The organism is Klebsiella sp. A52 (assembly GCF_018388785.1).
GTDB classification, from domain to species: Bacteria; Pseudomonadota; Gammaproteobacteria; order Enterobacterales; family Enterobacteriaceae; genus Klebsiella; species Klebsiella aerogenes.
The window spans coordinates 4,076,272-4,099,331 of record NZ_CP074437.1 but is presented as its reverse complement, the minus strand read 5'-3'; the positions used below and the strand labels follow the sequence as shown (position 1 = coordinate 4,099,331).

General features: G+C 56.3%; 20 protein-coding genes. 7 read left to right on the top strand and 13 right to left on the bottom strand.

What is annotated here, in order from left to right:
• Positions 1 to 52: 52 nt before the first annotated feature.
• Entirely contained in the window at positions 53 to 1,279 is a 1,227-nt protein-coding gene (locus KGA69_RS19350) for an NADH:flavin oxidoreductase/NADH oxidase family protein (RefSeq protein WP_045392425.1), read from the top strand.
• A 33-nt stretch (positions 1,280 to 1,312) separates the two neighbouring features.
• Here the strand turns inward: KGA69_RS19350 and yedF are convergent, their stop codons facing one another.
• The 5 genes from yedF to malX all read right to left on the bottom strand — a co-directional run bounded on the left by yedF (position 1,313) and on the right by malX (position 6,040).
• Positions 1,313 to 1,546: a sulfurtransferase-like selenium metabolism protein YedF gene (gene yedF, locus KGA69_RS19345; protein WP_015366840.1), complete on the bottom strand. Its 234-nt coding sequence runs from the start codon at positions 1,544 to 1,546 to the stop codon at positions 1,313 to 1,315.
• The gene (gene yedE / locus KGA69_RS19340) at positions 1,543 to 2,754 is read right to left on the bottom strand and encodes a selenium metabolism membrane protein YedE/FdhT (RefSeq protein ID WP_045392423.1); all 1,212 of its coding nucleotides are present in this window, start codon (positions 2,752 to 2,754) and stop codon (positions 1,543 to 1,545) included. The genes yedF and yedE overlap by 4 nt, the downstream gene beginning before the upstream one ends.
• A 164-nt stretch (positions 2,755 to 2,918) precedes the next feature.
• Positions 2,919 to 3,122: a putative selenium delivery protein YdfZ gene (ydfZ, locus tag KGA69_RS19335; RefSeq protein WP_015705242.1), complete on the bottom strand. Its 204-nt coding sequence runs from the start codon at positions 3,120 to 3,122 to the stop codon at positions 2,919 to 2,921.
• Positions 3,123 to 3,214: 92 nt separating this feature from the next.
• Positions 3,215 to 4,399: a MalY/PatB family protein gene (locus KGA69_RS19330; protein WP_213292601.1), complete on the bottom strand. Its 1,185-nt coding sequence runs from the start codon at positions 4,397 to 4,399 to the stop codon at positions 3,215 to 3,217.
• A 48-nt stretch (positions 4,400 to 4,447) separates the two neighbouring features.
• Entirely contained in the window at positions 4,448 to 6,040 is a 1,593-nt protein-coding gene (malX, locus tag KGA69_RS19325; protein WP_045392419.1) for a maltose/glucose-specific PTS transporter subunit IIBC, read from the bottom strand.
• Between the two features lie 173 nt (positions 6,041 to 6,213).
• Here malX and KGA69_RS19320 point away from each other — a divergent pair, with 173 nt between their 5' ends.
• The gene (locus tag KGA69_RS19320; RefSeq protein WP_015705245.1) at positions 6,214 to 7,242 is read left to right on the top strand and encodes a Mal regulon transcriptional regulator MalI; all 1,029 of its coding nucleotides are present in this window, start codon (positions 6,214 to 6,216) and stop codon (positions 7,240 to 7,242) included.
• Between the two features lie 81 nt (positions 7,243 to 7,323).
• Here KGA69_RS19320 and KGA69_RS19315 read toward each other — a convergent pair whose 3' ends face one another.
• Together KGA69_RS19315 and manA are read right to left on the bottom strand one after the other, a co-directional pair.
• A complete protein-coding gene (locus KGA69_RS19315; RefSeq protein ID WP_045392417.1) occupies positions 7,324 to 8,817 on the bottom strand; it encodes a YdgA family protein in 1,494 nt (497 codons plus the stop codon).
• Positions 8,818 to 8,914: 97 nt separating this feature from the next.
• Positions 8,915 to 10,093 (bottom strand): mannose-6-phosphate isomerase, encoded by a 1,179-nt coding sequence (gene manA / locus KGA69_RS19310; RefSeq protein ID WP_213292600.1) that lies wholly within the window; start codon positions 10,091 to 10,093, stop codon positions 8,915 to 8,917.
• Between the two features lie 196 nt (positions 10,094 to 10,289).
• On the opposite strand from manA, the gene fumA reads away from it, so the two are divergent.
• A complete protein-coding gene (fumA, locus tag KGA69_RS19305; RefSeq protein WP_032714392.1) occupies positions 10,290 to 11,936 on the top strand; it encodes a class I fumarate hydratase FumA in 1,647 nt (548 codons plus the stop codon).
• 144 nt (positions 11,937 to 12,080) lie between these two features.
• Positions 12,081 to 13,481, top strand: coding sequence for a class II fumarate hydratase (fumC, locus tag KGA69_RS19300; protein ID WP_213292599.1), 1,401 nt, complete (start codon positions 12,081 to 12,083; stop codon positions 13,479 to 13,481).
• Here fumC and tus read toward each other — a convergent pair.
• Together tus and rstB are read right to left on the bottom strand one after the other, a co-directional pair.
• Positions 13,471 to 14,403: a DNA replication terminus site-binding protein gene (gene tus, locus KGA69_RS19295; RefSeq protein ID WP_047077715.1), complete on the bottom strand. Its 933-nt coding sequence runs from the start codon at positions 14,401 to 14,403 to the stop codon at positions 13,471 to 13,473. The two genes, fumC and tus, sit on opposite strands and share 11 nt — an antisense overlap.
• Positions 14,404 to 14,476: 73 nt before the next feature.
• Positions 14,477 to 15,778 carry a two-component system sensor histidine kinase RstB gene (rstB, locus tag KGA69_RS19290; RefSeq protein WP_015705253.1) on the bottom strand — a complete coding sequence of 434 codons (1,302 nt, stop codon included), beginning with the start codon at positions 15,776 to 15,778 and terminating at the stop codon, positions 14,477 to 14,479.
• A gap of 190 nt (positions 15,779 to 15,968) precedes the next feature.
• Here rstB and KGA69_RS19285 point away from each other — a divergent pair, with 190 nt between their 5' ends.
• Positions 15,969 to 16,550 (top strand): hypothetical protein, encoded by a 582-nt coding sequence (locus KGA69_RS19285; protein ID WP_045392405.1) that lies wholly within the window; start codon positions 15,969 to 15,971, stop codon positions 16,548 to 16,550.
• A gap of 6 nt (positions 16,551 to 16,556) precedes the next feature.
• Here the strand turns inward: KGA69_RS19285 and rstA are convergent, their stop codons facing one another.
• Positions 16,557 to 17,273 (bottom strand): two-component system response regulator RstA, encoded by a 717-nt coding sequence (gene rstA / locus KGA69_RS19280; RefSeq protein ID WP_015366827.1) that lies wholly within the window; start codon positions 17,271 to 17,273, stop codon positions 16,557 to 16,559.
• 125 nt (positions 17,274 to 17,398) lie between these two features.
• On the opposite strand from rstA, the gene KGA69_RS19275 reads away from it, so the two are divergent.
• Positions 17,399 to 17,734: a GlpM family protein gene (locus KGA69_RS19275; protein WP_015366825.1), complete on the top strand. Its 336-nt coding sequence runs from the start codon at positions 17,399 to 17,401 to the stop codon at positions 17,732 to 17,734.
• Here the strand turns inward: KGA69_RS19275 and folM are convergent.
• The 3 genes from folM to ydgH all read right to left on the bottom strand — a co-directional run bounded on the left by folM (position 17,731) and on the right by ydgH (position 21,001).
• Positions 17,731 to 18,453 carry a dihydromonapterin reductase gene (folM, locus tag KGA69_RS19270; RefSeq protein ID WP_047064908.1) on the bottom strand — a complete coding sequence of 241 codons (723 nt, stop codon included), beginning with the start codon at positions 18,451 to 18,453 and terminating at the stop codon, positions 17,731 to 17,733. The genes KGA69_RS19275 and folM overlap by 4 nt on opposite strands.
• Before the next feature lie 37 nt (positions 18,454 to 18,490).
• Positions 18,491 to 19,873, bottom strand: coding sequence for an amino acid permease (locus tag KGA69_RS19265; protein WP_063447900.1), 1,383 nt, complete (start codon positions 19,871 to 19,873; stop codon positions 18,491 to 18,493).
• A gap of 177 nt (positions 19,874 to 20,050) precedes the next feature.
• The gene (gene ydgH, locus KGA69_RS19260; protein ID WP_032711543.1) at positions 20,051 to 21,001 is read right to left on the bottom strand and encodes a DUF1471 family protein YdgH; all 951 of its coding nucleotides are present in this window, start codon (positions 20,999 to 21,001) and stop codon (positions 20,051 to 20,053) included.
• Positions 21,002 to 21,520: 519 nt separating this feature from the next.
• Between ydgH and pntA the strand changes: the two genes are divergently transcribed.
• Positions 21,521 to 23,050: a Re/Si-specific NAD(P)(+) transhydrogenase subunit alpha gene (gene pntA / locus KGA69_RS19250; protein ID WP_045392560.1), complete on the top strand. Its 1,530-nt coding sequence runs from the start codon at positions 21,521 to 21,523 to the stop codon at positions 23,048 to 23,050.
• Positions 23,051 to 23,060: the final 10 nt, after the last annotated feature.

Here is a 23,060-nt window from a genome sequence, read left to right as displayed (position 1 = left end):
AAACTTAACTTTAAGGTTATGGTTTGTCCAGTACACTGACTGGAGCCCTGACATGACACTCTTTACTCCGCTGCGACTGGCCTCTGGCGTCGTCATTAACAACCGCATCGCTAAAGCGGCGATGGAAGAAAATATGGCCGATGCCGATCATGCGCCGTCAACGGAATTACTCACTCTCTATAAGGCCTGGGCGCAGGGGGGCGCCGGGGTGATTATTACCGGCAATGTGATGGTGGACGCCAGGGCGATGACCGGCCCGGCGGGCGTGGTGCTGGAAGATGAACGACATCTCGACAGGTTCCGCGCCTGGTCGCAGGCGGCGCGGGCGAATGGCGCGCAGGTGTGGATGCAGATCAATCATCCTGGGCGACAGATGCCTGCGGGCCTGGGACAGACGACGCTGGCCCCTTCGGCGTTGGCGCTGGATCTTGGGTCGCAATCTTCGCGCTTTCGCCTGCCGCGGGCCATGGATGAGAAGGATATCGCCGATGTGACGCGACGGTTCATCACCACCTCCCGGTTAGCGGAACGCGCTGGATTTCACGGCGTCGAAATCCATGCCGCCCACGGTTATTTGCTGAGCCAGTTCCTCTCGCCGCTCAGTAATCAGCGCACCGATCGATATGGCGGGAGCATTGAAAATCGCGCCCGTCTACTGCTGGATATCGTGCGCGGCGTACGCGAGACGGTGGCGGCGGATTTTACCGTTGTGGTCAAACTCAATTCAGCGGATTTCCAGCGCGGCGGCTTTTCGATTAACGATGCGAAGAGGGTGGTGCAAATGCTGGCGGAAAGCGGCGTCGATCTGGTCGAACTTTCCGGCGGCAGCTACGAAGCGCCGGCGATGATGGGCGCCATGCGCGATGAGCGGACGCTGGCGCGGGAAGCTTACTTCCTGCAGTTTGCCGAGCAGATCGCCGAAGTGGCGACGATTCCTTTAATGGTCACCGGCGGCGTGCGGCGGCGTGAAGTGGCGGAAAGGGTGGTGAATAGCGGGGTTGCGCTGGTGGGCATCGCCACGGCGATGGCGATTGTCCCCAGTCTGCCGCAGTACTGGCGTGAGGGGGAGTTCGATGCGCCACTGCTGCGTCAGGGTAACTGGAAGAACAAGGCCATTGCCGCCACCGCGCATATGGCGGCGGTGAAATATCAGCTGCAGCGGCTAAGCCGCCATCGCGCGGCGCGGCCGCAGGTCTCACCGCTATGGGCGCTGCTGACGGCGCAACTGACGGCGAAACGGCAGGCTAAACGTTATCGGCGCTGGATGGCGGGAAAGTAATGACAGCCGGTAGCGTGCTACCGGCCCCTCGCGTCACTTTTGAATCAGATAGCGGATTGTCGGCCCGTCCTGCTGAATATCCAGCACGGTGTAGCCGTGATTTTTAGCATCGTGCGGGATGTTGTTGATTGACTGCGGACAGTCGCTCACCACTTCCAGTATTTCCCCTTTTTTTAGTGCCGGCATCGCTTCAAGCGTGGCCACGGCTGGGTAGGGGCAAGGTTCGCCAACCATATCGAGGCGGTAATCAGGAACGATCTCTTTCATGCGGTTTCCTTAATACGGGTCGCCGAAGTGTTTTTCTGGCGAAAGAAGTGTTTTTCCCAGGTGATGACCAACATCAGCGCGATAAACAGCAGCAGGTAGGTGATAAGCAGGCCGCCGAACGGACCAAAAGTCGTCAGCAGGTTAATCTTATCCCAGTTGGTGGCAAGCGTCGGCGATAAATCATCCCAGAAGTAAGCCAGCAGGGTGGAGCCGATAACGTTGCCTAACCCGACCCACCAATAATGTACCTGGCCTTCAACGGCGCGATACATCCAACCGGTTTCGCAACCACCGGCCAGTACGATGCCAAAACCGAACAGCAGGCCGCCAATTACCGCGTTTGGCCCGGCCCACATGATTTTGGGCTCCATGCCGAGCTGCACATAGCTAAAGATACCGATAGCGCTGGCCGCCATCCCGAAGATGATTGCTTTGGCCATATAGGTGCGTCCGGTCACCCACATATCGCGAAAAGCGGAGGTGAAACAGATTTGCGCTCGCTCGATGAGCAGGCCAAAAGCAACGCCGAACAGCAGGGCCAGGCCCAGTTTAGGCTGATTGGCGGCGGTCAGTAGCCCCCAGCCGATCATAGCGACAAATACCAGCATTCCCAGACGAAAGCGGCGACGCGCCTGCGCGGGTTTTTGAGTTAACGGTGAGGCCGCGAAGACTTTCTCAATTTTGACCGGGATACGGAAAACAGGCAGCAGCGTAAAGCGCGCGCCGAACCAGGTCCCGATAGCGGTGGCGATGGCGAAGAACCATGCGTGCAGGGAAAACTGCGGGATCCCGGTGAAGAAAGCCGCCAGGTTACAACCCATTGCCAGCCGGGCGCCGAAGCCAGCGATAATGCCGCCGGCCAGCGCCTGGAAAATGCGAATGCGGCTACGCGGCATCCGCAGCTTGACGTTATTCGCCCACAGCGCGGCGGCCAGGCAGCCGCCAAACATGCCAAGGATCATCATGCCGTCGATACGCGTTAACGGCGTACCTTCGAGATGAATTAATTGGTAGTAACCCCAGTTTTCGGCCGGAACGCCCATCATCTGCAGCAATTGGCCGCCCCAGCGGGTAAATTCGCCGGTGACTGCCCAGAATGTACCGGTAATGCCAAAATAGTAAGTAGAAAGAATACCGGCGGCGATCACCGCAGGCGCTGGCGCCCAAAACTTAATTAGCCAGGCTTGTTTGAATTGTTGCCATGTCATAGAAATGCCTCTGAACTCAGAAGGTAATTCGCCCCGAAAGGGCTTGAAGAGCCGCGATAATACGCCGCTTAGCTTTCAGAATCACTCGACGAGATCAAAAGCGGGAAGAATGCCTCATGAAAAAGGCCGCCAGTCAGGGCGGCCTTAAATCAACAACGCTGGAATTAATTAAAGCCCAGGCGAATAAGATTCAATGGGCAATACAATTCATGGCTACCGTCTAATTCTACGCAGTCACTGCGGCGCAGCTGTTCGCTGTTTTTATTGGCGCCATGAATAGCCTTAATCACTCCCGTCGCGCCGCTGTCGGCCACCATGACCCGGCTGCCGGCATCAATAGCATTACGGTTACGATCGTAGGTTTTCATCATTTCCTCCTCTGCATTGTCATTCGGACGTGATTGTTTAGCGTTGTTTTAATACTCCTGTGTGGTTAAAAAGTTTTTGAGATATATCAAAATTATTTTAATTCAGGGCGCAATGACCGCAGAGCGGCAATCAATCCTTGAACCCCTTTCTCAAGCTTCACCCGCGGGCATCCGGCATTTAGCCTGATGAAACCGTTACCCTCTTCGCCATAGGTATAACCCGGCATGATCGCGAGTTTTTGCTCTTCAATCAGCGCTTTTTGCAGCGCGCGATCGTCGATACCGAGTGGACGCAGATCGATCCACGCCAGATAGGTGGCCTGTGGCGGCTGCCAGTTTAGCTGCGGGAAGGCCTGATTCAGCTGCCCGGCGATATAGCGCATGTTTTCCTGCAGATAATCGCGTAGCGCATCCAGCCATGGCGCGCCCTGACGATAGGCGGCGATATGCGCGACCAGCGCCGGAACCGACGGAGAAGATAGTCCATCGCGGCCTTTCAGCGCTTGCAGATAGCCATCGCGCGAAGCAGTATCGGCGATGAGCCCATAGGCGCCGGTAAATGCCGGGATATTGAAGCTTTTTGAGCCCGACGTGAACAGCGCCCAGGGGCCCTGCGCAACGGCGCACCAGGGGGTATGATGGTGTTCGCCCCAGGTCATATCCATATGAATTTCATCGCTAATAACCCGGACGTTATGCTTCGCGCACAGCTGCGCCATGGTGGTCAGTTCATCGCGGCTCCAGACTTTGCCCGTCGGATTGTGCGGGCTGCACAGCAGCAAAATGCGGTTGTCGGGATGGGCGAGCGCGGCTTCCAGTTCGTTCATATCGCAACGCCACTCACCCTCATCAAGCTTGAGCGCCACCGGGGCAATGCGGCGCTGGTTGCCGTCGATAGTTTTGTAAAACGCGTCGTAAGCCGGAGTATGGACCACGATGCCGTCCCCCGGATTCGACCATTGCCGAATCATTTCGGCCACCATGTAGATAACCGACGGGCCGTAAACGATGGCGTCGTGGTCGATGGGGCTATGAAAACGGCTGGCGAACCAGTGGCTGACGGCCCCGAGAAATTCGTCGTTTTTCCAGCGGCTATAGCCAAAAACGCCGTGCGCCAGGCGCTGGCTGACGGCGTCGATAATACAAGGGGCGGTAGCGAAATCCATATCAGAGATAGTGAACGGCAGGAGGTCGGCGGCGCCGAAACGGTCGGCAACGTAATCCCATTGGGTGCACCAGGTCCCGTGGCGATCGACTGGCGTGGCAAAATCAAACATCTGAACGTCCTTCGAAAATGCCCCCTACGCGTGGAAGGGGGCGTATGTTTAGGCCTGAACGGTATTCATCAGGGTGGCCATTTCATCTTTTACCGACTGAACCTGTGGGCCGATGACCACTTGCAGGTTGTGATCGTTAAGCTGGACCACGCCGATTGCGCGGTTGGCTTTCAGCGCGGCGGTATCGACTTTGCTCATGTCGTTCACCGACAGGCGCAGGCGGGTAATGCAGTTATCGAGCGTGACAATATTGTCGGCACCGCCGAGCGCGGCCAGAATCGCCGGCACGTTATAACCTGATTTGCCAATCGTTCCGGCAACCGCTTTTTCGATGTTAGTCGCCGTTTCGATATCGCGGCCCGGCGTTTTCAGATTGAAGCGGGTGATGGCGAAACGGAAGATACCGTAGTACACCGCGAACCAGATGGCGGCGACAACCGGCACCATATACCACTTGGTCGACAGCCCGTGCAGGATGCCAAAGACCACGAAGTCGATAATGTTGCCGTCGGTGTTGCCGATGGTGACGCCAAGTACCGCCATGATAGTGAAACCAAGGCCGGTCAGCAGGGCGTGGATGACGTACAGTACCGGCGCGACGAACAGGAACAGGAATTCCAACGGTTCAGTGGTACCGCCGACTACGCAGGCAATCACGCCGGAAATGAGCAGCCCTTTAATTTTATGACGGTTTTCTGGGCGGGCGCAGTGGTACATCGCCAGCGCCGCGCCGGGCAGGCCGCCGAGGAAGGCTGGCATTTTACCCTGTGACAGGAAGCGGGTCGCGCTTTCAGAGAAGCCGTGCGTCGTCGGACAACTCAACTGCGCCTGGAAGATGGTCAGCGCGCCGCTGACGCTGTGGCCGCAAACGTCCATGGTGCCCCCCGCTTCGGTAAAGCGGATCAGCGCCACCAGAATATGATGCAGGCCGAACGGCAGCAGCAGGCGTTCTCCGGTGCCGAAGATCATCGGGCCAAAATCGCCGGCGCTATTGATAACATGTCCTAGTCCGTTGATACCCATCGCGAACACCGGCCACACCAGTGGAATAACCAGGCCGACCAGGCCTAACACCACGGTGGTAATGATCGGCACAAAGCGCGTGCCGCCAAAGAAGGCCAGCGCGTCCGGCAGACGGATGTTGTGGAAGCGTTCGTGCAGCATCCAGACGATAATACCGGCGATCACCGCGCCGAGGATCCCGGTATCGATCGACTGAATACCGATAATATTCTGAATGTTGTTGGCCTTGAGGATCGCCGCGTCGGTCGTCGGCAGAATGCCTTTCGCCGTCAGCCAGAAGTTAACCGCGAGGTTCATGACCGCGTAGCCGACGAAGCCCGCGAAAGCGGCGACGCCTTTGTTTTCACGCGCCAGGCCGAGCGGAATAGCGATACAGAACATGACCGGCAGGAAGCTAAAAGCAAATGAGCCGACTTTACTCATCCAGACAAAAATCGCCTGCAGCAGCGGCACGTTTAGCCACGGCAGCAGCGTAATCACATCGTGGCTGCTTAACGAGCTGCCGATCCCCAGCATGATCCCGCAAAACGAGAGCAACGCCACGGGCAACATAAAGGTTTTTCCTAACTGCTGGAAAAACTCCCATAAGGTAATTTTTGGTGCTGTTTTCGCCGTCATACACGAATCCTGGTTCTGAAAAGGGTCGATAGGATGTAACGTAGCGGCAAGATAAAACGTTTTACCATTTTTTAGTGCGATAAAAATCACATAATCAAGCGATAATAAGGTTTATAAAGATAACATACTGATAAAACGTTTTATCGAAAGGCAAAGGGAGTCAGCCAGTCGTTATGGCTATCGCAAAAAAGACAACCATCAATGATGTGGCGCTGGCGGCTGGCGTCTCGGTTAGTACGGTATCGCTGGTGCTCAGCGGTAAAGGTCGCATCTCTTCGGCCACCGGCGAGCGCGTCAATCAGGCCATTGAGCAACTCGGTTTTGTGCGTAATCGCCAGGCGGCGTCGCTCCGCGGCGGGCAAAGCGGAGTGATTGGCCTTATCGTTAGCGATCTGTCGAAACCGTTTTATGCCGAACTAACCGCCGGGTTGACCGATGCGCTGGAATCACAGGGTAAAATGGTATTTCTCACCCAGGGCGGGCATCGCGGCGAGAAAATGCTCCAGCGCTTCGAAACGCTGGTCTCACAGGGCGTGGACGGGGTGATTATCGCCGGCGCTATCGACAAGGGCGGCGAACTGCGCGATCGTGCCGCCGAAGTGGGGATGCCGCTGGTTTTTGCCTCCCGCGCCAGCTATCTGGACGATATTGACCTGATCCGCCCGGATAACATGCAGGCGGCGCAAATGGTAACGGAACATCTGATTCGCCGCGGTCATCAGCGCATCGCCTGGCTTGGCGGACAAAGCGCGTCCCTGACCCGCGCCGAACGGGTGGGCGGCTATTGCGCCACCTTATTGAAGTACGGCCTGCCGTTTCATAGTGAATGGGTTGTCGAGTGTGGCTCCAGTCAGCAGCAGGCGGCGGAAGCCATGATCGCGCTGCTGCGACAAAACCCGACCATCAGCGCGGTACTTTGCTATAACAGCGTCATCGCCACCGGGGCGTGGTTCGGTCTTCTGCGCGCCGGGCGGCAGAGCGGCGAGGGTAGCGTGGAAAGTTATTTTGAGCAACGCATCGCGCTGGCGGCCTTTGCCGAAGTGCCGGAAGCGGCGCTCGATGATGTTCCCTTGACCTGGGTTACCACCCCCGCGCGTGAGATGGGGAACAGCCTGGCGGAGTGTATTTTACGCCGCCTCGAGGAGGGGCAAGGCAGCGCGCGTAATCAGATTATGCCGCCGCGGCTGGTTATTAGAAAATAGGGGCCGCCATCGATTAAGGTGGTTCCCGGGCTGCGGCTTACGCCTTGCCCGGGCAACCTGATTGCAGCCCGGTACGTGTTTTTACTGCTGCGGTTCGGCGGTGGGGAGCGTCAGGCCGAACATGGCGGCGAAATCAGCCAGCGGCATTTTCTGCCCGTTTAGCGTGACCTGGCCGTCAGCGTACTGCAGGCTGGAGGTAATCGCGTTATCTTCCATCGTGGTCAGACGGAACATCTGGCCCATCGCCGCCAGCCCTTTAACCTGCTGATCGGCAAGTTTTGCCGCATCCTCCGGCTGATAGCCTTCCAGCCCGGCAATCTGCGTCATCAGAGCGGTGGCCATATCCACCGGGATCACCAACTTGCCGTCCAGCGATTTAATGCTGCGGTCCAGTTCATCGGCGACGGTCTGCGGCGCGGCGGTCGTTTGCGCCGGATCCTGCATCAGCACCGACAGATTCAGGGTGCTTTCGCCTTTCGCATTTTGCCAGCTCAGCGGGGAAATCGTCAGCGACGGATTACCTTTCAACAGAATCGGCAGCGAGCTAAAGAAGATTTCGCTTAACGCCTGCTGATAGAGTTCCGGATTCTGCGCCAGCTCTGGCTTCGCCATCAGCGCCTGTGCCTGGGCGTTATACTGCTGGCTGAATTGATGCCACGCCTGTCCGTCGAGATTATCCAGCTTAACGGTGAGTTTGCCGCGGCCCATATCCTGGTTTTGCAGTTTCAGGCTGTTAAGGTTGTAATCAAGCTGGCTATTGATACGCTTGCCGTCATCGGAGAGCGTAGAGCGGCCGTCGATATTCATGCCTTCCAGCAGAGCCAGCTCTTTACCTTCAACGCCGATAGCCAGTTTATCAAGCGAGATCTTCTGCTTGCCGATACGCTCCTCAAAAGCGGTCATTTCGGTGGCGCCGTCAGCCTTCAGGTTGCTGAAATTGAGCTGAACTTTCTGGTTGTATTCGTTGACCGCGTTGATTTGCCCGCTGGCCGCTTCGCCGCTCAGGCTGATAGTTTTGCCATCGCGATCGGCATTGAGCTGGAACTGGCCGCCGCTAAAGATAACTTTTTCATTGTCTTTAGCGTAATCCAGCGGGTTAAGGAAGATGGCCGACTGGGTATCGCCGCTATAGGCAATACGGGTGTCGATGTTGAACGGCGCTTGCCCTTTAGCAATATCGAACAGCGCTTTGCTGGCGTCGTTATTCACGAGAGTCGTGTTGACGGAGGCCATTGCCGGCACGAGGTTAAAAGATTTTAACGAGGCAAGCGGGAAGGGGCCATGATCGACCTTTTCGTCAAACACCAGGCTTTGACCGGCGGCCAACAGGCTGTGTTCTTTACCGGCCTGCGGCTTTACCACCAATTGCAGATGGCTGCTGAATAACCCGCGCTGGTAGTCCTGATAGCTCAGCTCTACGCCCGCTTCCGGCGCGTTGCTCTGCAGTTGGGCGTTAGCCTGCTGCACCATTTCGGCAATACGATTTTCCAGTTGCTTACCGGTAAACCAGGCTCCGCCTGTCCAGACGACTCCGAGCGCGACGATAACTCCCGCGGCGACCAACGTTTTTTTCATAGCATTTGTCCATAAATGAAACCAGGCGGAACATGCCGCCTGGTTGTGTTGTCATGATGGGGGAAGTCTAGCAACTGCGGATTAAAAGTTCAGTAACTTACTTAAGCTTATTGAACACGCGCGCCAGACGACCGTTGCCGCTGACCTGTACCGGCGATTCGTTGCAGGCGATAAACGCCGATTCACCCGGCTGCAGGGTCAGACGCTGCTCGCCTTTACGCAGCGTTGCTTCGCCTTCCACACAGAACAGAATCGCGGCGCTCTCTTGCGCCAGAGAGGCTTCATTGCTGGTCAGATCGTGCAATGAAAATGCGAAATCGTCGACCGGGATTGGGAAATCCAGCTCGCTACCGCGTTGTTCCGGCTGGGTCAGCAGCTCAGCGGCAGGTTTGGCGACAAATTTCACGTTCGCCACCAGTTCCGGAATATCGATGTACTTCGGCGTCAGACCGGCGCGCAGCACGTTATCTGAGTTGGCCATCACTTCCAGCGCCACGCCCTGCAGGTAGGCGTGCGGGGTCTCGGCGAACAGGAACATCGCTTCGCCAGGATTCAGTTTCACCACGTTGAGTAGCAGCGGGGAGAAGAGGCCGCTGTCATCCGGGTAGAATTCAGCGATCAGACGAATGGTCTGCCACGGCTCGCCCTGCTGGCGGTCGAGGGCGTTTTGCAGCACGCTGAGCGCATGCGCTTTTTCTTCACCTTTCATATTCAGCAGGCTGGCGAATAGCTGGCTTAAATGCGCGGCATCCGGCTGTTGAATGAATTCGCCAATTGCCGGATGCGCCTCGGCAACCGGCTGCAGCAGTGCGACAATTTCATTAAATTCGCGGAACGCGTTCATGGCGAGGAACGGCGTCAGGGCGAAGACCAGCTCCGGCTTGTGGTTGGGATCTTTATAGTTGCGCTCGGCGGCATCCAGAGGAATACCCGCGGCGTTCTCTTTGGCAAAGCCAATTTCCGACGCGCGTTTATTCGGGTGAACCTGGATGGAGAGCGGCTGGGCGGCGCACAGTACTTTGAACAAGAACGGCAGTTCGCCAAAATGCTCGGCGACGTTAGCGCCGAGGAGGGCATTTTTATCGGCTTCAATGACCTCGCGCAGCGACTGCGGCTGGCCGTCGGCGTTAAGGATCCGCGAGCTGCTTTTCGGGTGTGCGCCCATCCACAGTTCCGCCATCGGCAGGTTGTCCGGATTGGCGATACCGTAAAGGTCGGTTAACGCGGTGTGACTTCCCCATGCATAGTTTTGCACTGAGTTAATGAGCTTCTGCATTCTCAATCCCTGTTTCCACATAAAAATGTTGGCTCTATTAAACCAACAAATCGTCGAGAAGCAACTGCTGAAAGAAAAAGTCGTCCTTGTCTCAGTTTTTGTTAAAAAATTGTGTAAGATTGATCGACTCGCTTTTCTACAGGCAAATGGAGTGTCTGCCTGAAACATAATCAGCCAAGCAGTAAGTGAGAGTACAATGTCGAACAAACCGTTTGTTTATCAGGATCCTTTTCCGCTTAAAAAGGATGACACCGAGTATTATCTCCTCAGCAGTGATTACGTCTCCGTCGCCGAATTCGCCGGCCAGGAAGTTCTGAAGGTTGAACCTCAGGCGCTAACCTTACTGGCCCAACACGCGTTTCACGACGCCTCCTTTATGCTCCGCCCGGCACACCAGCAGCAGGTCGCGGATATCCTCAACGACCCGGAAGCCAGCGAAAACGACAAATACGTCGCGCTGCAATTCCTGCGTAACTCCGATATCGCCGCCAAAGGCATTCTGCCGACCTGTCAGGACACCGGTACCGCGATCATCATGGGGAAAAAGGGACAGCGCGTTTGGACCGGCGGCGGCGATGAAGCCGCGCTGGCGCAGGGCGTGTACAACACCTATATCCAGGACAATCTGCGTTACTCGCAGAACGCGCCGCTGGACATGTATAAAGAGGTCAACACCGGTACCAACCTGCCGGCGCAGATCGATCTTTATGCAACTGATGGCGATGAGTATAAGTTCCTCTGTATCGCCAAGGGCGGCGGCTCCGCGAACAAAACCTATCTGTACCAGGAAACGAAAGCGTTAATCACCCCGGCGAAGCTGAAAAACTACCTCGTCGAGAAGATGCGCACCCTCGGTACCGCAGCCTGTCCGCCTTACCATATCGCCTTTGTTATCGGCGGCACCTCAGCGGAAGCCACGCTGAAGACGGTGAAACTGGCCTCGACCAAATACTACGATGGTCTGCCGACCGAAGGTAACGAACATGGCCAGGCGTTCCGCGATGTGCAGCTGGAGCAAGAGCTGCTGCTGGAAGCGCAGAACCTCGGCCTCGGCGCGCAGTTCGGCGGCAAGTACTTCGCCCACGATATCCGCGTGGTCCGCCTGCCGCGTCACGGCGCCTCCTGTCCGGTGGGGATGGGAGTCTCCTGTTCCGCTGACCGTAACATCAAAGCTAAAATCAACCGCGACGGCATTTGGCTGGAGAAACTGGAGAGCAACCCAGGGAAATACATCCCTGAGCACCTGCGCCAGGCCGGCGAAGGCGAAGCCGTGAAGGTGAACCTCAATCAGCCGATGAGCGAGATTCTGGCGCTGCTGTCGCAGTATCCGGTGTCGACGCGTCTGTCGCTGAGCGGCACGATCATCGTGGCCCGCGATATTGCCCATGCCAAGCTTAAAGAGCTTATCGATAATGGCGAAGCGCTGCCGCAGTATGTCAAAGATCACCCGATCTACTACGCCGGCCCGGCGAAGACGCCGGATGGTTACGCTTCCGGTTCTCTGGGGCCGACGACTGCTGGCCGCATGGACTCATATGTCGATCTGCTGCAATCGCACGGTGCGAGTAAAATCATGCTGGCCAAGGGTAACCGCAGCCAGCAGGTGACCGATGCCTGCCACAAACACGGCGGTTTCTATCTCGGTAGTATCGGCGGCCCGGCGGCGGTTCTCGCGCAGCAGAGTATCCGCAGCCTCGAGTGCGTGGCTTATCCGGAGCTGGGAATGGAAGCTATCTGGAAAATCGAAGTGGAAGATTTCCCGGCCTTTATCCTCGTTGATGATAAAGGTAACGACTTCTTCCAGCAGATCCAGACGTCGCAGTGTTCGCGCTGCGTGAAGTGAACGATGCCGCCCTTCGGGGCGGTTTTTGTTTGTGCCGCTTAGCGGCACGAACGACCAAAACAACTAATAAATCTGGTTAATACTTAATCCTTTAAGCAGGTGAGCTTTGTCGCTATGACGCACTTTGAATCCAAGGAGAAAGTAATGACAACGCATCGCAGTGAAAAAGACTCGATGGGCGCAATCGACGTCCCGGCCGATAAACTTTGGGGCGCGCAGACCCAGCGCTCGCTTGAGCATTTCCGTATCTCAACGGAGAAAATGCCTGATGAACTGATCTACGCGCTGGCGCTGACCAAGCGCGCGGCGGCGAAGGTTAACCAGGACCTGGGCCTGCTGGCGGCGGATAAAGCGAGCGCCATCATTGCCGCTGCGGATGAAGTCCTCGCCGGCAAGCATGCGCAGGAGTTTCCGTTGGCTATCTGGCAAACCGGCTCCGGTACCCAAAGCAACATGAATATGAATGAAGTGCTGGCTAACCGTGCGAGCGAGTTGCTTGGCGGCGAGCGCGGCATGGGGCGCAAAATTCATCCCAATGATGACGTCAATAAAAGCCAGAGCTCGAATGATGTTTTTCCAACGGCGATGCACGTCGCGGCGCTAATCGCGCTGCACGAAAAGCTGATCCCGCAACTACAGGCGCTGCGGGCCATGCTACAGGAAAAGTCGCTGGCCTTCGGTGACATCGTTAAAATTGGCCGCACCCACCTACAGGACGCTACGCCGCTGACGTTAGGGCAGGAGATCTCCGGTTGGGTCGCGATGCTGGAACATAATCTCCGCCATATTGAACACAGCCTGCCGCATCTCGCAGAGCTGGCGCTGGGCGGTACGGCGGTTGGCACCGGCTTGAATACGCACCCGGAATATGCGGTGCGGGTGGCGGCGGAACTGGCGTCGCTTAGCGGACTGCCGTTCGTCACCGCGCCCAACAAATTTGAAGCGCTGGCCACCGTGGATGCGCTGGTTCACGCCCACGGCGCGCTGAAGGGGCTGGCGGCTTCGCTGATGAAAATCGCCAACGATGTGCGCTGGCTGGCCTCCGGGCCGCGCTGCGGCATAGGTGAAATCGCCATTCCGGAGAACGAACCGGGATCCTCCATTATGCCAGGCAAGGTCAACCCGACGCAGTGCGAAGCGTTGACGATGCTGTGCTGCCAGGTGATGGGTAACGACGTGGCGGTGAATATCGGCGGCGCATCAGGGAACTTTGAGCTTAACGTCTATCGGCCAATGGTCATCCACAACTTCCTGCAGTCGGTACGCCTGCTGGCGGACGGCATGGAGAGCTTTAATGAGCACTGCGCGGTGGGTATTGAGCCGAACCGAGAGCGGATCAACCAGTTGCTTAATGAGTCGCTGATGCTGGTGACCGCGCTCAATACCCATATCGGCTACGATAAAGCGGCGGAGATCGCCAAAAAAGCGCACCATGAAGGGTTGACGCTGAAAGCCGCGGCGCTATCGCTTGGTTACCTGACGGAAGCCGAATTCGATAGCTGGGTTCGCCCGCAGGATATGGTTGGCAGCCTCACTACTCGCTAGCCAGCCATAAATGCAGACGCGGGATCAGTAATCGTAACGACTGCGCCTGCGGCTTGTGGCGATACTGCACGTTATCAGCATCGTAATTCAAAAGTTCGCCGAGATCCGGCACGCTCACCCCGTGGGTGCCGGAGATTAGCGCAATCAGCGGGCCGGGGCAGGCGTACTGCACCTGCTTCTGCTCGCCGGCATACCACACCCGGGCAATCGGCTGTACCTTGACCGGGCGTTTGATTTTCAATTTTGCGCGCTGCGGCAGGGCGGCGATATCCTGAAATTCCCGTTCCAGCTTGCTTTGCCACTGTTCGCGGGTCCAGGGCGGCACCGCGCGCGGCGATTGCAGGCTCTTCTCTAACTGCATTAATACTTCATCGCGGGTCAGATTTTTAATCACATGCTTATTGGCCCAGCCGAAGCGGATGGTGCTGGGATCGAGCAGCGGCGTCAGGGTACGATAGGCGCTAAGGGTAATCAGGCCGGGCAGGTGGCGGTGAACCCATTCGAAACGCGCTGCGGCCGGCAATCCGGAATCGACGGTCACTATTTTCTCAAACGCCGCTTTCAGCGCGTTAATGGCGCTGATTTTCTCCAGCAGGTCTGCCTGCTGTTGCGTATCAACCGCCAGGCAAATCGCCCCGGGGAGGCGTACCGCCGCCTTGCTGCTGCGGTTTTCCGACTGCTGCTGTATAAACAGATGGCTGTAGTGCCTGAGCGCCATCTCCAGCGCGCTTTGCCCGACGTGCTGGGTGACCTGAATGGTATCCAGCGGCGCGTGCTCCGCCTCTTTACTCACCGCCGGTAATTCGAAAACCCGCGCCGCCAGCAGACGGCAGCGGCTCAGCGACGCTTTGAAGGTTTGTAGTTCGCGCTCAAGCTCACGGAAGGTGTCATTTAAGCGCGCAACGAGGTCGTAGCTTGCCATGATTACCGCCTTAGTTACAACATACTGTTTGAGTATAAACTATACGCAGGCCGTAACGCCTGCGCAAGCTCGGCTAAGCAGAAGTAAAAGCGGGAAGCTGGTGGTAAATAGGCCAGCTGAAAATGAACGCCGCGCCGCCGAGCGAGCTTTCGTCGCAGCGGACTTCACCGGCCATCGCCTGAGCAATACTGTGTACGATAGCCAGCCCCAGGCCGCAGCCGCCGGTGGCACGATCGCGGCTGGGATCGAGACGGACAAACGGCTCGAATACCCGTTCGCGTTCCTCAAGGGCGATACCCGGGCCATCATCTTCCACTCGCAGCGTCGCCCGTGAACCGGCCAGCGACAGGCTGATATGAATATGTTGATGGCTGTAGCGCAGGGCATTATTGACCAGGTTATCCAGCACGCGCTCCATTAAACGCATATCCAGCGCGCCGTAGTCGCCGGCCGTCAGCTGGCGCAACGCGACTTCACGCTGCGGATTGACCAGTTGAATGTCCTCGACGTGCGCGCGGATCCAGGCCGGGAAATCCGGGGTGGTCAGGTTGAGTTCGTTCTGCGGGCGATCGAGACGAGCGTAGGTCAGTAATTCTTCAATCAGCGCTTCCAGTTGCCCGATATCGCGGTTGAGAGCCTGCGACTCGGCCTCGGTCAGATTTTCGCTCATCTCCAGGCGATAGCGCAGGCGCACCAGCGGCGTGCGTAGTTCATGAGCGATACCGTCAATAAGCTGTTTTTTACTGGCTATCAGGGCGTTGATATTATCCGCCATTTGGTTAAAGGCCACGCCGAGTCGCTCGAAGCTCGACATGCTATCGAAATGGATGCGCTCGCTAAAATGGCCTTCGCCGAAGCGCTGTGCGGCGGTTTCGATACGCAACATATCCTGCCAGTGCGGACGCATCCAGATAAACACCGGAAAAGCCAGTGAAATAGCGATAAACGCCATCAGCGCGACGTCCAGCAGGCGCATCTCATGCAAAAAATAGAGATAGGGCACCGGGCCGACTGACAATACGTAATGGCTGCGCGGGATGCGTTGAATAAAGGTGTACTGATCGTCCAGCGCCACGATATCGCCCGCGCGCAGATGCTGCATCGAGCTTTCCGAGAGCTTGAATTTGCTTAACGGTTCAATGTGCAGATCGAAAGAGAGATTAAGATCCAACTCTTTCAGCGTGTTGCTCCAGTCGCGCGGCGGGATCTCGCGCAGTTCGCTGCGCATCAGATACAGCGAGCTTTTCATCAGATCGTCCAGCGACTGGCGTCCGGCGCGCTCGGCGGTGAATTTATACACCAGGCCGACCAGCATGGTCATGACGAGGAAGCAGACGAACAGCAAAAGGTAAAACTGCACAAACAGTTTTTTCATTAATCATCACCGGTCATTAACTGGGTTATCTCGCAACAAAAGATTCTACAGGAGAAGGATCCCGCTCGGCAAAGTTCTCACCGACGCGCCAGGCCGAATGACCGAGAGCCATTTTAAGCCGGCTGCCCGTCCTGTCACGTGCCAGCCTCTCTGTTAATTTAAGCGCCCCTTAAATGATGGAGAGCGCCAGATGACTAAGCCCGTGTATTTGCATACTGATAATGATGTTGAGATTTTAAAAACCTTCGATATGGTCCTTAGCCATATGCAGGCGATCGCCGACCCTTATCAGTGGAAGTGGGTGATTACCGGCTGGCACAGCATCCTGCAGAACGCGATGGTGTTGGCGCTGTGTCAGGGCAATGACTTTCAGGTCTACCTGGCCGACGGTAAAGCGTCGACACAAGAAATCTTTCAGCAAATCTGTAACGACGATTTCACCAACATCGACAAGCTGCAGCTGCCGTCCTTCATGGCGCTATACCGTGCGACGAGGGAGAGCAGCGCATTCACACCCAGCGAAGTCTGTACGGTGGCGGTGGGCAAGCTTCACCAGCTGCGTAATGATTTCATCCACTATCATCCGCGAGGCTGGAGTCTACAGGTCGATGGTTTACCGCAATGGATTCTGGCGAGCGGTGAATTACTGGATCATTTCCTCGCCAGCGGTGAGGTCGTACGCTGGTATGACGAAAACGATGAAAAGGCATTCAGAGAGAAATACGCTGAATTTCAAGACCGACTACATGGCGTGATATCGGTCTATTCCTGACACCGATTAATTATCCCAGGCGTGCGGAGCGAACAGATAACCTTTGTTGCGCACCGTCTTGATGCGGTAGGGCTCGTTGGCGTTGTCGAGCAGCTTTTTACGCAGGCGTGAAATCGCGACATCGACGCTGCGATCCATGCCGTCGTAGCTGACGCCACGGAGATTTTTCAACAGCGCATCGCGATCCATAATCTGCCCGGCATGGGTCGCCAGCTCCCACAGCAGGTCGAAATCGGCGGTGGACAAAGCAACGTTGTCGCCGCCGAGCAATACCTGACGGTTAACCGGGTCGATCGACAGCGAACCAAAGACAATGGCTTTATGCGGCGTCAGGGTTGCGGGAGCAGGCATCGACGGCGAAGCCACATGCTGGCGCAGATGCAAACGTAACCGGGCCAGCAGCACCGCAGGCGGGGTGGTCTTGAGGATATAATCACTGGCGCCCATCTCCAGCGACAGAATATGGTTCATATCGCTATCGAGCGAGGTCAGCAACACGATCGGACCCTGCCACTGGCTGCGCAGGTCGCGGCACAGCGTCATTCCGTCTTTGCCAGGCAGCATGATATCCAGCAGTACCAGATCGGGTTGTTCACGAGCAATAACCTCTTCGGCCCGGTCGCCGCGCGGTTCAACGACCACGTCCATATCATGCTTCCCCAGATAGGCGGCGATAAGCGCGCCAACTTCGGGCTCATCCTCAACAAAAACGATCTTATTCATATCTTACGCGTATAAATTAAAAAGCTAACATACACCGCCCGCAAATTGCCCGCCATTAATCTTTCATAAACAAATGTTCTTCCGTTATGCTGGTAGAAATTGTTGTTCAAATGTTAAGGCATAAAATGGGGCTGTTGATTAAAGCGCTGCTGGGAGCGCTGGTGGTGGTACTGATAGGCGTACTGTCAAAAACCAAAAATTACTATATTGCCGGTTTAATTCCGTTATTTCCGACCTTCGCGCTTATTGCCCACTATATCGTCGCCAGCGAGCGCGGCATTGAAGCGCTGCGCACAACTATCGTCTTCGGCATGTGGTCAATCATCCCGTATTTTATCTACTTACTTTCGTTATGGTACTTCACCGGCGTAATGCGCCTGCCTTACGCGCTGGCAGGCGCGGTGATCTGCTGGAGTCTGGCGGCCTGGCTGCTGATCCTCGGCTGGAGCCGTTTCCACTAGCGCAGCGGTCGGCCGCCGTCGACCGCGAAAGAGCGGCCGGTGACGTAGCAGCTGGTGAACAGATAATCGATGAGGTCGATAATCTCTTTTTCACCCGGTGCGATTTTCATCAGCGATTTATCCAGCGCCTGTTTACGGTATTCAGCGTCATCATGCTCGTTGAACATAATCAGCGATGGCGCGATGGCGTTGACCTTCACTTCCGGGGCCAGCTTACGGGCGAAAGAGCGGGTCATATTATCAAGCGCCGCTTTACTGGCGGCATAGGCGATATGCTTATCGCTGCCGCGTTCCACCACGTAGTCGGTAATGTGAATAATATCGCTGGCGGCGTGACCAAAACCGCGCAGCAGGCTCTCCAGCGCGTGGTTAAGCAGATAGGGCGCGTGGACGTGAATTTGCATCATCCGCGATATCACCGTGGATAACGGCACCCCCGGTTTCTCCGCCATCCAATCACTGGCGTTATGAATAATCGCGCGCAGGCCGCTGGTCTGCGCCTTCACCGCTTCCGCGAAGGTAAGAATACCGTCGTCGCTACTGAAATCGGCCTGCAGACACACCGCGCCGGCTTCGCGCAGGGTGTCAATCGATGGATAATGCTGGCGATAGCTGACGATCACCGGTTGCTGCTGGTTTAAAAAATGGTGTGCCAGAGCGAGGCCGATACGGCGGCCTGCTCCCGTGATCAGGACCGGACGAGGCTGTGCTTCAGCCATGGGTATCTCCTTTCAAGTTCAGCGGTAGGGCAACCGCTTACCCCACCAGCATCCACGTTGCCGGAACGGCGGCAACCAGCAAAAAACCAATTAATGCCATTTCACGGCGTTTGAGCATGCGATCGTGCTGGTGCGTACGGCGGGCGTACAGGAAAACCAGAAGACCCGGAGCGTAAAGTACCACCGACAATAACAAATGCACAGGACCGGACGCATACAATAACCATAAGCCATAAACGCACGCGCCGACACCCACGGCTTTATGTAACGGACGTACGGCAATCCTAAGCAGGAAAGCGCCGACGAGGAAATAGGGCACCAGAATCATTTCTGAGGCGATGGTTAGCAGGGTACCGTAGTCGGATCCGGTAAGCCAAATCAGCACCAGACAAATCTGCACGCTGATGTTGGTCAACCACAGCGAGGAAGAGGGGGCGTTATTCTTATTGGTTTTGGCGAACAGGCGTGGGAACGCTTTATGCGTCGCCGCCAGATACGGCACTTCAGCGGCCATAATGGTCCAGCTTAAATAGGCGCCGCAGACGGAGATAATTAATCCCGCGGCGATCACTACCTCGCCCCACGATCCCATCATCTTGACCATCAGGCCAGCCATCGACGGGTTGCGCATTTCAGCCAGTTCCGGGCGGGCGACAACGCCCAGCGACAGCAGGGTGACCAGCAGATAAACCGCCAGCGCCGAGACTACCGCCAGCAGCGTCGCGCGGCCAACGTCGCGCTTATGACGGGCGCGGGCAGAGACCACTACCGCGCCCTCCACGCCGATAAATACCCACAGGGTAATCAGCATGGTGTTTTTCACCTGTTCCCATACCGGTACGCCGAGCGCGATACCGCTGAAGTCGAGACGGAAAGTATCGAGCCGGAACGCGATAGCGGCCAGCGCCACAAACGCGCCGAGCGGCAACAGCTTCGCCAGCGTCGCCACCAGGTTAATGCCTGCCGCGGTCTGTACCCCACGCAGCACCAGAAAATGGACCACCCAGAGCAGCACGGACGCGCCGACGATCGCCTGCCAGGTGTTACCGTCACCAAAAATACGCATCTCCGGCGTATCGGTGAAGAAACTCAGGGCCGAGAAGACGATAACCAGATAGGAGACGTTGGCAATCACCGCGCACAGCCAGTAGCCCCAGGCGGAACAGAAACCGATCAGCTCGCCAAAACCTTCCCGGGCATAGGTAAAGATGCCGCCATCCAGTTCCGGGCGGATACGGGTCAGCAATAGCATGGCGAATGCGAGGAATAAAATCCCGACGCCGGTGATGGCCCAGCCGATAAGCAGAGCGGATGGGCTGGCGACGGCAGCCATGTTTTGCGGCAAACTGAAAACGCCCGCGCCCAGCATGGAGCTGAGTACCAGTGCGGTCAGGGCGCTAAGGCCCAGTTTCTTTTCCATTGTATTCCCGAGGTGGCAACAGTGAATCAAGAATATTTATTTGGCGAAATCGCATAAAAATGGAGGATTACGCTAAGGCGCGGGATTTTACGGAGTGTCTTGTACGCATGCAATGGCGGCGGGCGAAAAAATGCAAAAAGGCGACATCATGTCGCCTTTTTGAGCAGCTGAAACCGATTACTTATACAGGTCGGCGCTAATGGTGATGTTACCGCCACGTTCCTGCCACTGGCGGGTGATGTGGTAGTATTTCGCTCCTTTCTTCGCCGCGCGTTTCGCGGTCTGATAGGAGATTTCCGTCATGTTGCCGTAGTTACCGGTGAATTTGATGCTATCAAACGGCACCATCTGCGCGGCGGTGATTTTGTTCACCTCTTCGACTTTCGTGCCGTCCGGCAGGGTGACAGTGTAACGTCCGCCTTTCGACGATTGGGTTTCGTAGAACAGACCTACGCCGGTACCGGCACCGACCGCGGCAGAGGAGGCCACGCCTGGGATTTCGACGTTTTTAGCCGCCTCGCCGCCTTTAGCCAGAGCGGCGCGACCGGCTTCGGAATCAGCAGGAATCGCATCCGGGCTCTGCAGTACGCGCTTCTGCGCATCCTTTTTATAAATATAAGCGGTGATGCGCTGGTTGCCGCCCTGGTTGGCGTCAACCTGGCGGACGATGAAGAAGGCATACGCGCCTTTAGCTTTTGCCGCTTTGGCGATGGCGTCGTTGACTTCCGGCTGGCTACGGTAGAAGCCCTGCACGGTTACGGTGTCATACGGCATCAGCGCGACGGCCTGATCTTTCGGCAGTTCCATCACGCCGTTAATAATACGGTTTTTCGGGGTATCCGCCTGCGGGGCGTTTTCTTTATAAAAATCCGCCGTTACGCGCCAGTTGCCGCCGTTGCCGAAATCTGAGGTGTCGACAACATAAAAGGAAGCTGCGCCATCTTTATCCGCCTTGCGGGAAACCGCCTGTACGGCATCGCCAATCGCGTTAAAACGGCCAGTGACGACGACGCGGTCATAGGGCTTCAGCGCTGCCGCTTGCTCCGGAGTCAGCTCGGTCGCTGCATGGGCAGACAACGCGGTGGTAGCCAGAAGAGCAGACGCCAGGAGTGTGTTCTTAAGCTTCATAAAAATAATCCTTTGCCTTGCGCAAACCATGTACTGGTATTGTTGTTGACTGAAAACAGGTGATTATTGCATTTAAACAACGTAACTGTCTGCGTCATTTTTCACTTCCCGCCCGAATCGTTCGTTACAAAAATATAACAAATACTGATATGTTGAAAAAACAGCCCCTTGAACAGCAAAATCGATAATCAATATCACTTTTATAAGTTAACGTAATGTTAATGCAATGATACTAGCGGTAATAAATGGCGAATTAACCGCAAAGGTAAGCGAATTATCAGGTTCTGGCATAAAATTAAGGCAAATATTGCTGCCTGACGCAGTCAGGACTAATTTTTCTCAATAAAATCAAAAATTCTGTTTTAACGATGTAGATCACAATCGGTATTTTCAGTAGGTTATAAAAAGTTTGTTACTGTTTCATTTTCCAGATGAATACCTGTGCGGCGTTTTTGCGCCGCCGCTGGCGCATTTGTGAAAAAAATAAACCATCATCAAAAACCGATGGAAGGGAAAACTATGCGAATTGGGATACCAAAAGAGAGCTTAGCTCAGGAAACCCGGGCCGCTGCGACGCCGAAGACGGTCGAGCAGCTGCTTAAGCTCGGGTTTAGCGTGGCGGTCGAGAGCGGGGCCGGGAAACTGGCGAGCTTCGACGATGAAGCCTTCGAACAGGCGGGCGCAGAAATCGTCAGCGCGGATAACGTCTGGCACTCCGACGTTATCCTCAAGGTTAACGCGCCGAACGATGCGGAAATTGCGAAGCTCAACCCGGGCACCACGCTGGTGAGTTTCATCTGGCCGGCGCAGAATCCGGATCTCATGGAAAAGCTGGCCGCTCGCGGTATCAACGTCATGGCTATGGACTCGGTGCCGCGTATTTCCCGCGCCCAGTCGTTAGATGCGCTGAGTTCGATGGCTAACATCGCCGGTTATCGCGCGATTGTCGAAGCGGCGCACGAATTCGGCCGCTTCTTTACCGGCCAGATCACCGCTGCGGGTAAAGTACCGCCTGCGAAGGTGATGGTAATCGGCGCAGGCGTCGCCGGCCTCGCAGCGATCGGCGCGGCGAACAGCCTCGGCGCCATCGTCCGCGCCTTCGATACCCGTCCGGAAGTGAAAGAACAGGTGCAGAGTATGGGCGCCGAGTTCCTTGAACTGGACTTTAAAGAAGAAGCGGGCAGCGGCGATGGTTATGCCAAAGTCATGTCTGAAGCCTTTATCAAAGCCGAAATGGCGCTGTTCGCCGCGCAGGCTAAAGATGTCGATATCATTGTCACCACCGCGCTGATCCCGGGTAAACCGGCGCCGAAGCTGATTACCCGCGAAATGGTTGACTCCATGAAGTCGGGCAGCGTGGTTGTCGACCTGGCGTCGCAAAACGGCGGCAACTGCGAATACACCGTGCCGGGCGAAGTCGTGACCACCGCTAACGGCGTGAAAATTATCGGTTATACCGACCTGCCGGGTCGTCTGCCGACGCAATCTTCCCAGCTCTACGGCACTAACCTGGTAAACCTGCTGAAGCTGCTGTGCAAGGAAAAAGACGGCAATATCACCATCGATTTCGACGATGTGGTGGTACGTGGCGTTACCGTGGTCCGCGAGGGCGAAATTACCTGGCCGGCGCCGCCGATTCAGGTATCCGCGCAGCCGCAGGCGGCGGCGAAAACCGTCGAAGCGCCAAAAGAAGAGGCCAAACCAGGCTCGCCGTGGCGTAAATACGCGCTGATGGCGCTGGCGATTATCCTCTTTGGCTGGCTGGCGAACGTCGCGCCTAAAGAGTTTCTGGGTCACTTTACCGTCTTCGCGCTCTCCTGCGTAGTCGGCTACTACGTGGTGTGGAACGTGTCGCACGCGCTGCACACGCCGCTCATGTCGGTAACCAACGCCATTTCAGGGATCATTGTCGTTGGGGCATTGCTGCAGATAGGGCACGGCGGCTGGGTCAGCTTCTTGAGCTTTATCGCGGTGCTGATCGCCAGCATTAATATTTTTGGTGGTTTCACCGTCACTCAGCGCATGCTGAAAATGTTCCGCAAAAACTAAGGGGTAGCAC

Excerpts from the sequence above, each read along its gene's own strand:
- KGA69_RS19350 (WP_045392425.1), top strand. The coding sequence starts at position 53 with ATGACACTCTTTACTCCGCTGCGACTGGCCTCTGGCGTCGTCATTAAC.
- yedF (WP_015366840.1), bottom strand. The coding sequence starts at position 1,546 with ATGAAAGAGATCGTTCCTGATTACCGCCTCGATATGGTTGGCGAACCT.
- yedE (WP_045392423.1), bottom strand. The coding sequence starts at position 2,754 with ATGACATGGCAACAATTCAAACAAGCCTGGCTAATTAAGTTTTGGGCG.
- ydfZ (WP_015705242.1), bottom strand. The coding sequence starts at position 3,122 with ATGAAAACCTACGATCGTAACCGTAATGCTATTGATGCCGGCAGCCGG.
- KGA69_RS19330 (WP_213292601.1), bottom strand. The coding sequence starts at position 4,399 with ATGTTTGATTTTGCCACGCCAGTCGATCGCCACGGGACCTGGTGCACC.
- malX (WP_045392419.1), bottom strand. The coding sequence starts at position 6,040 with ATGACGGCGAAAACAGCACCAAAAATTACCTTATGGGAGTTTTTCCAG.
- KGA69_RS19320 (WP_015705245.1), top strand. The coding sequence starts at position 6,214 with ATGGCTATCGCAAAAAAGACAACCATCAATGATGTGGCGCTGGCGGCT.
- KGA69_RS19315 (WP_045392417.1), bottom strand. The coding sequence starts at position 8,817 with ATGAAAAAAACGTTGGTCGCCGCGGGAGTTATCGTCGCGCTCGGAGTC.
- manA (WP_213292600.1), bottom strand. The coding sequence starts at position 10,093 with ATGCAGAAGCTCATTAACTCAGTGCAAAACTATGCATGGGGAAGTCAC.
- fumA (WP_032714392.1), top strand. The coding sequence starts at position 10,290 with ATGTCGAACAAACCGTTTGTTTATCAGGATCCTTTTCCGCTTAAAAAG.
- fumC (WP_213292599.1), top strand. The coding sequence starts at position 12,081 with ATGACAACGCATCGCAGTGAAAAAGACTCGATGGGCGCAATCGACGTC.
- tus (WP_047077715.1), bottom strand. The coding sequence starts at position 14,403 with ATGGCAAGCTACGACCTCGTTGCGCGCTTAAATGACACCTTCCGTGAG.
- rstB (WP_015705253.1), bottom strand. The coding sequence starts at position 15,778 with ATGAAAAAACTGTTTGTGCAGTTTTACCTTTTGCTGTTCGTCTGCTTC.
- KGA69_RS19285 (WP_045392405.1), top strand. The coding sequence starts at position 15,969 with ATGACTAAGCCCGTGTATTTGCATACTGATAATGATGTTGAGATTTTA.
- rstA (WP_015366827.1), bottom strand. The coding sequence starts at position 17,273 with ATGAATAAGATCGTTTTTGTTGAGGATGAGCCCGAAGTTGGCGCGCTT.
- KGA69_RS19275 (WP_015366825.1), top strand. The coding sequence starts at position 17,399 with ATGGGGCTGTTGATTAAAGCGCTGCTGGGAGCGCTGGTGGTGGTACTG.
- folM (WP_047064908.1), bottom strand. The coding sequence starts at position 18,453 with ATGGCTGAAGCACAGCCTCGTCCGGTCCTGATCACGGGAGCAGGCCGC.
- KGA69_RS19265 (WP_063447900.1), bottom strand. The coding sequence starts at position 19,873 with ATGGAAAAGAAACTGGGCCTTAGCGCCCTGACCGCACTGGTACTCAGC.
- ydgH (WP_032711543.1), bottom strand. The coding sequence starts at position 21,001 with ATGAAGCTTAAGAACACACTCCTGGCGTCTGCTCTTCTGGCTACCACC.
- pntA (WP_045392560.1), top strand. The coding sequence starts at position 21,521 with ATGCGAATTGGGATACCAAAAGAGAGCTTAGCTCAGGAAACCCGGGCC.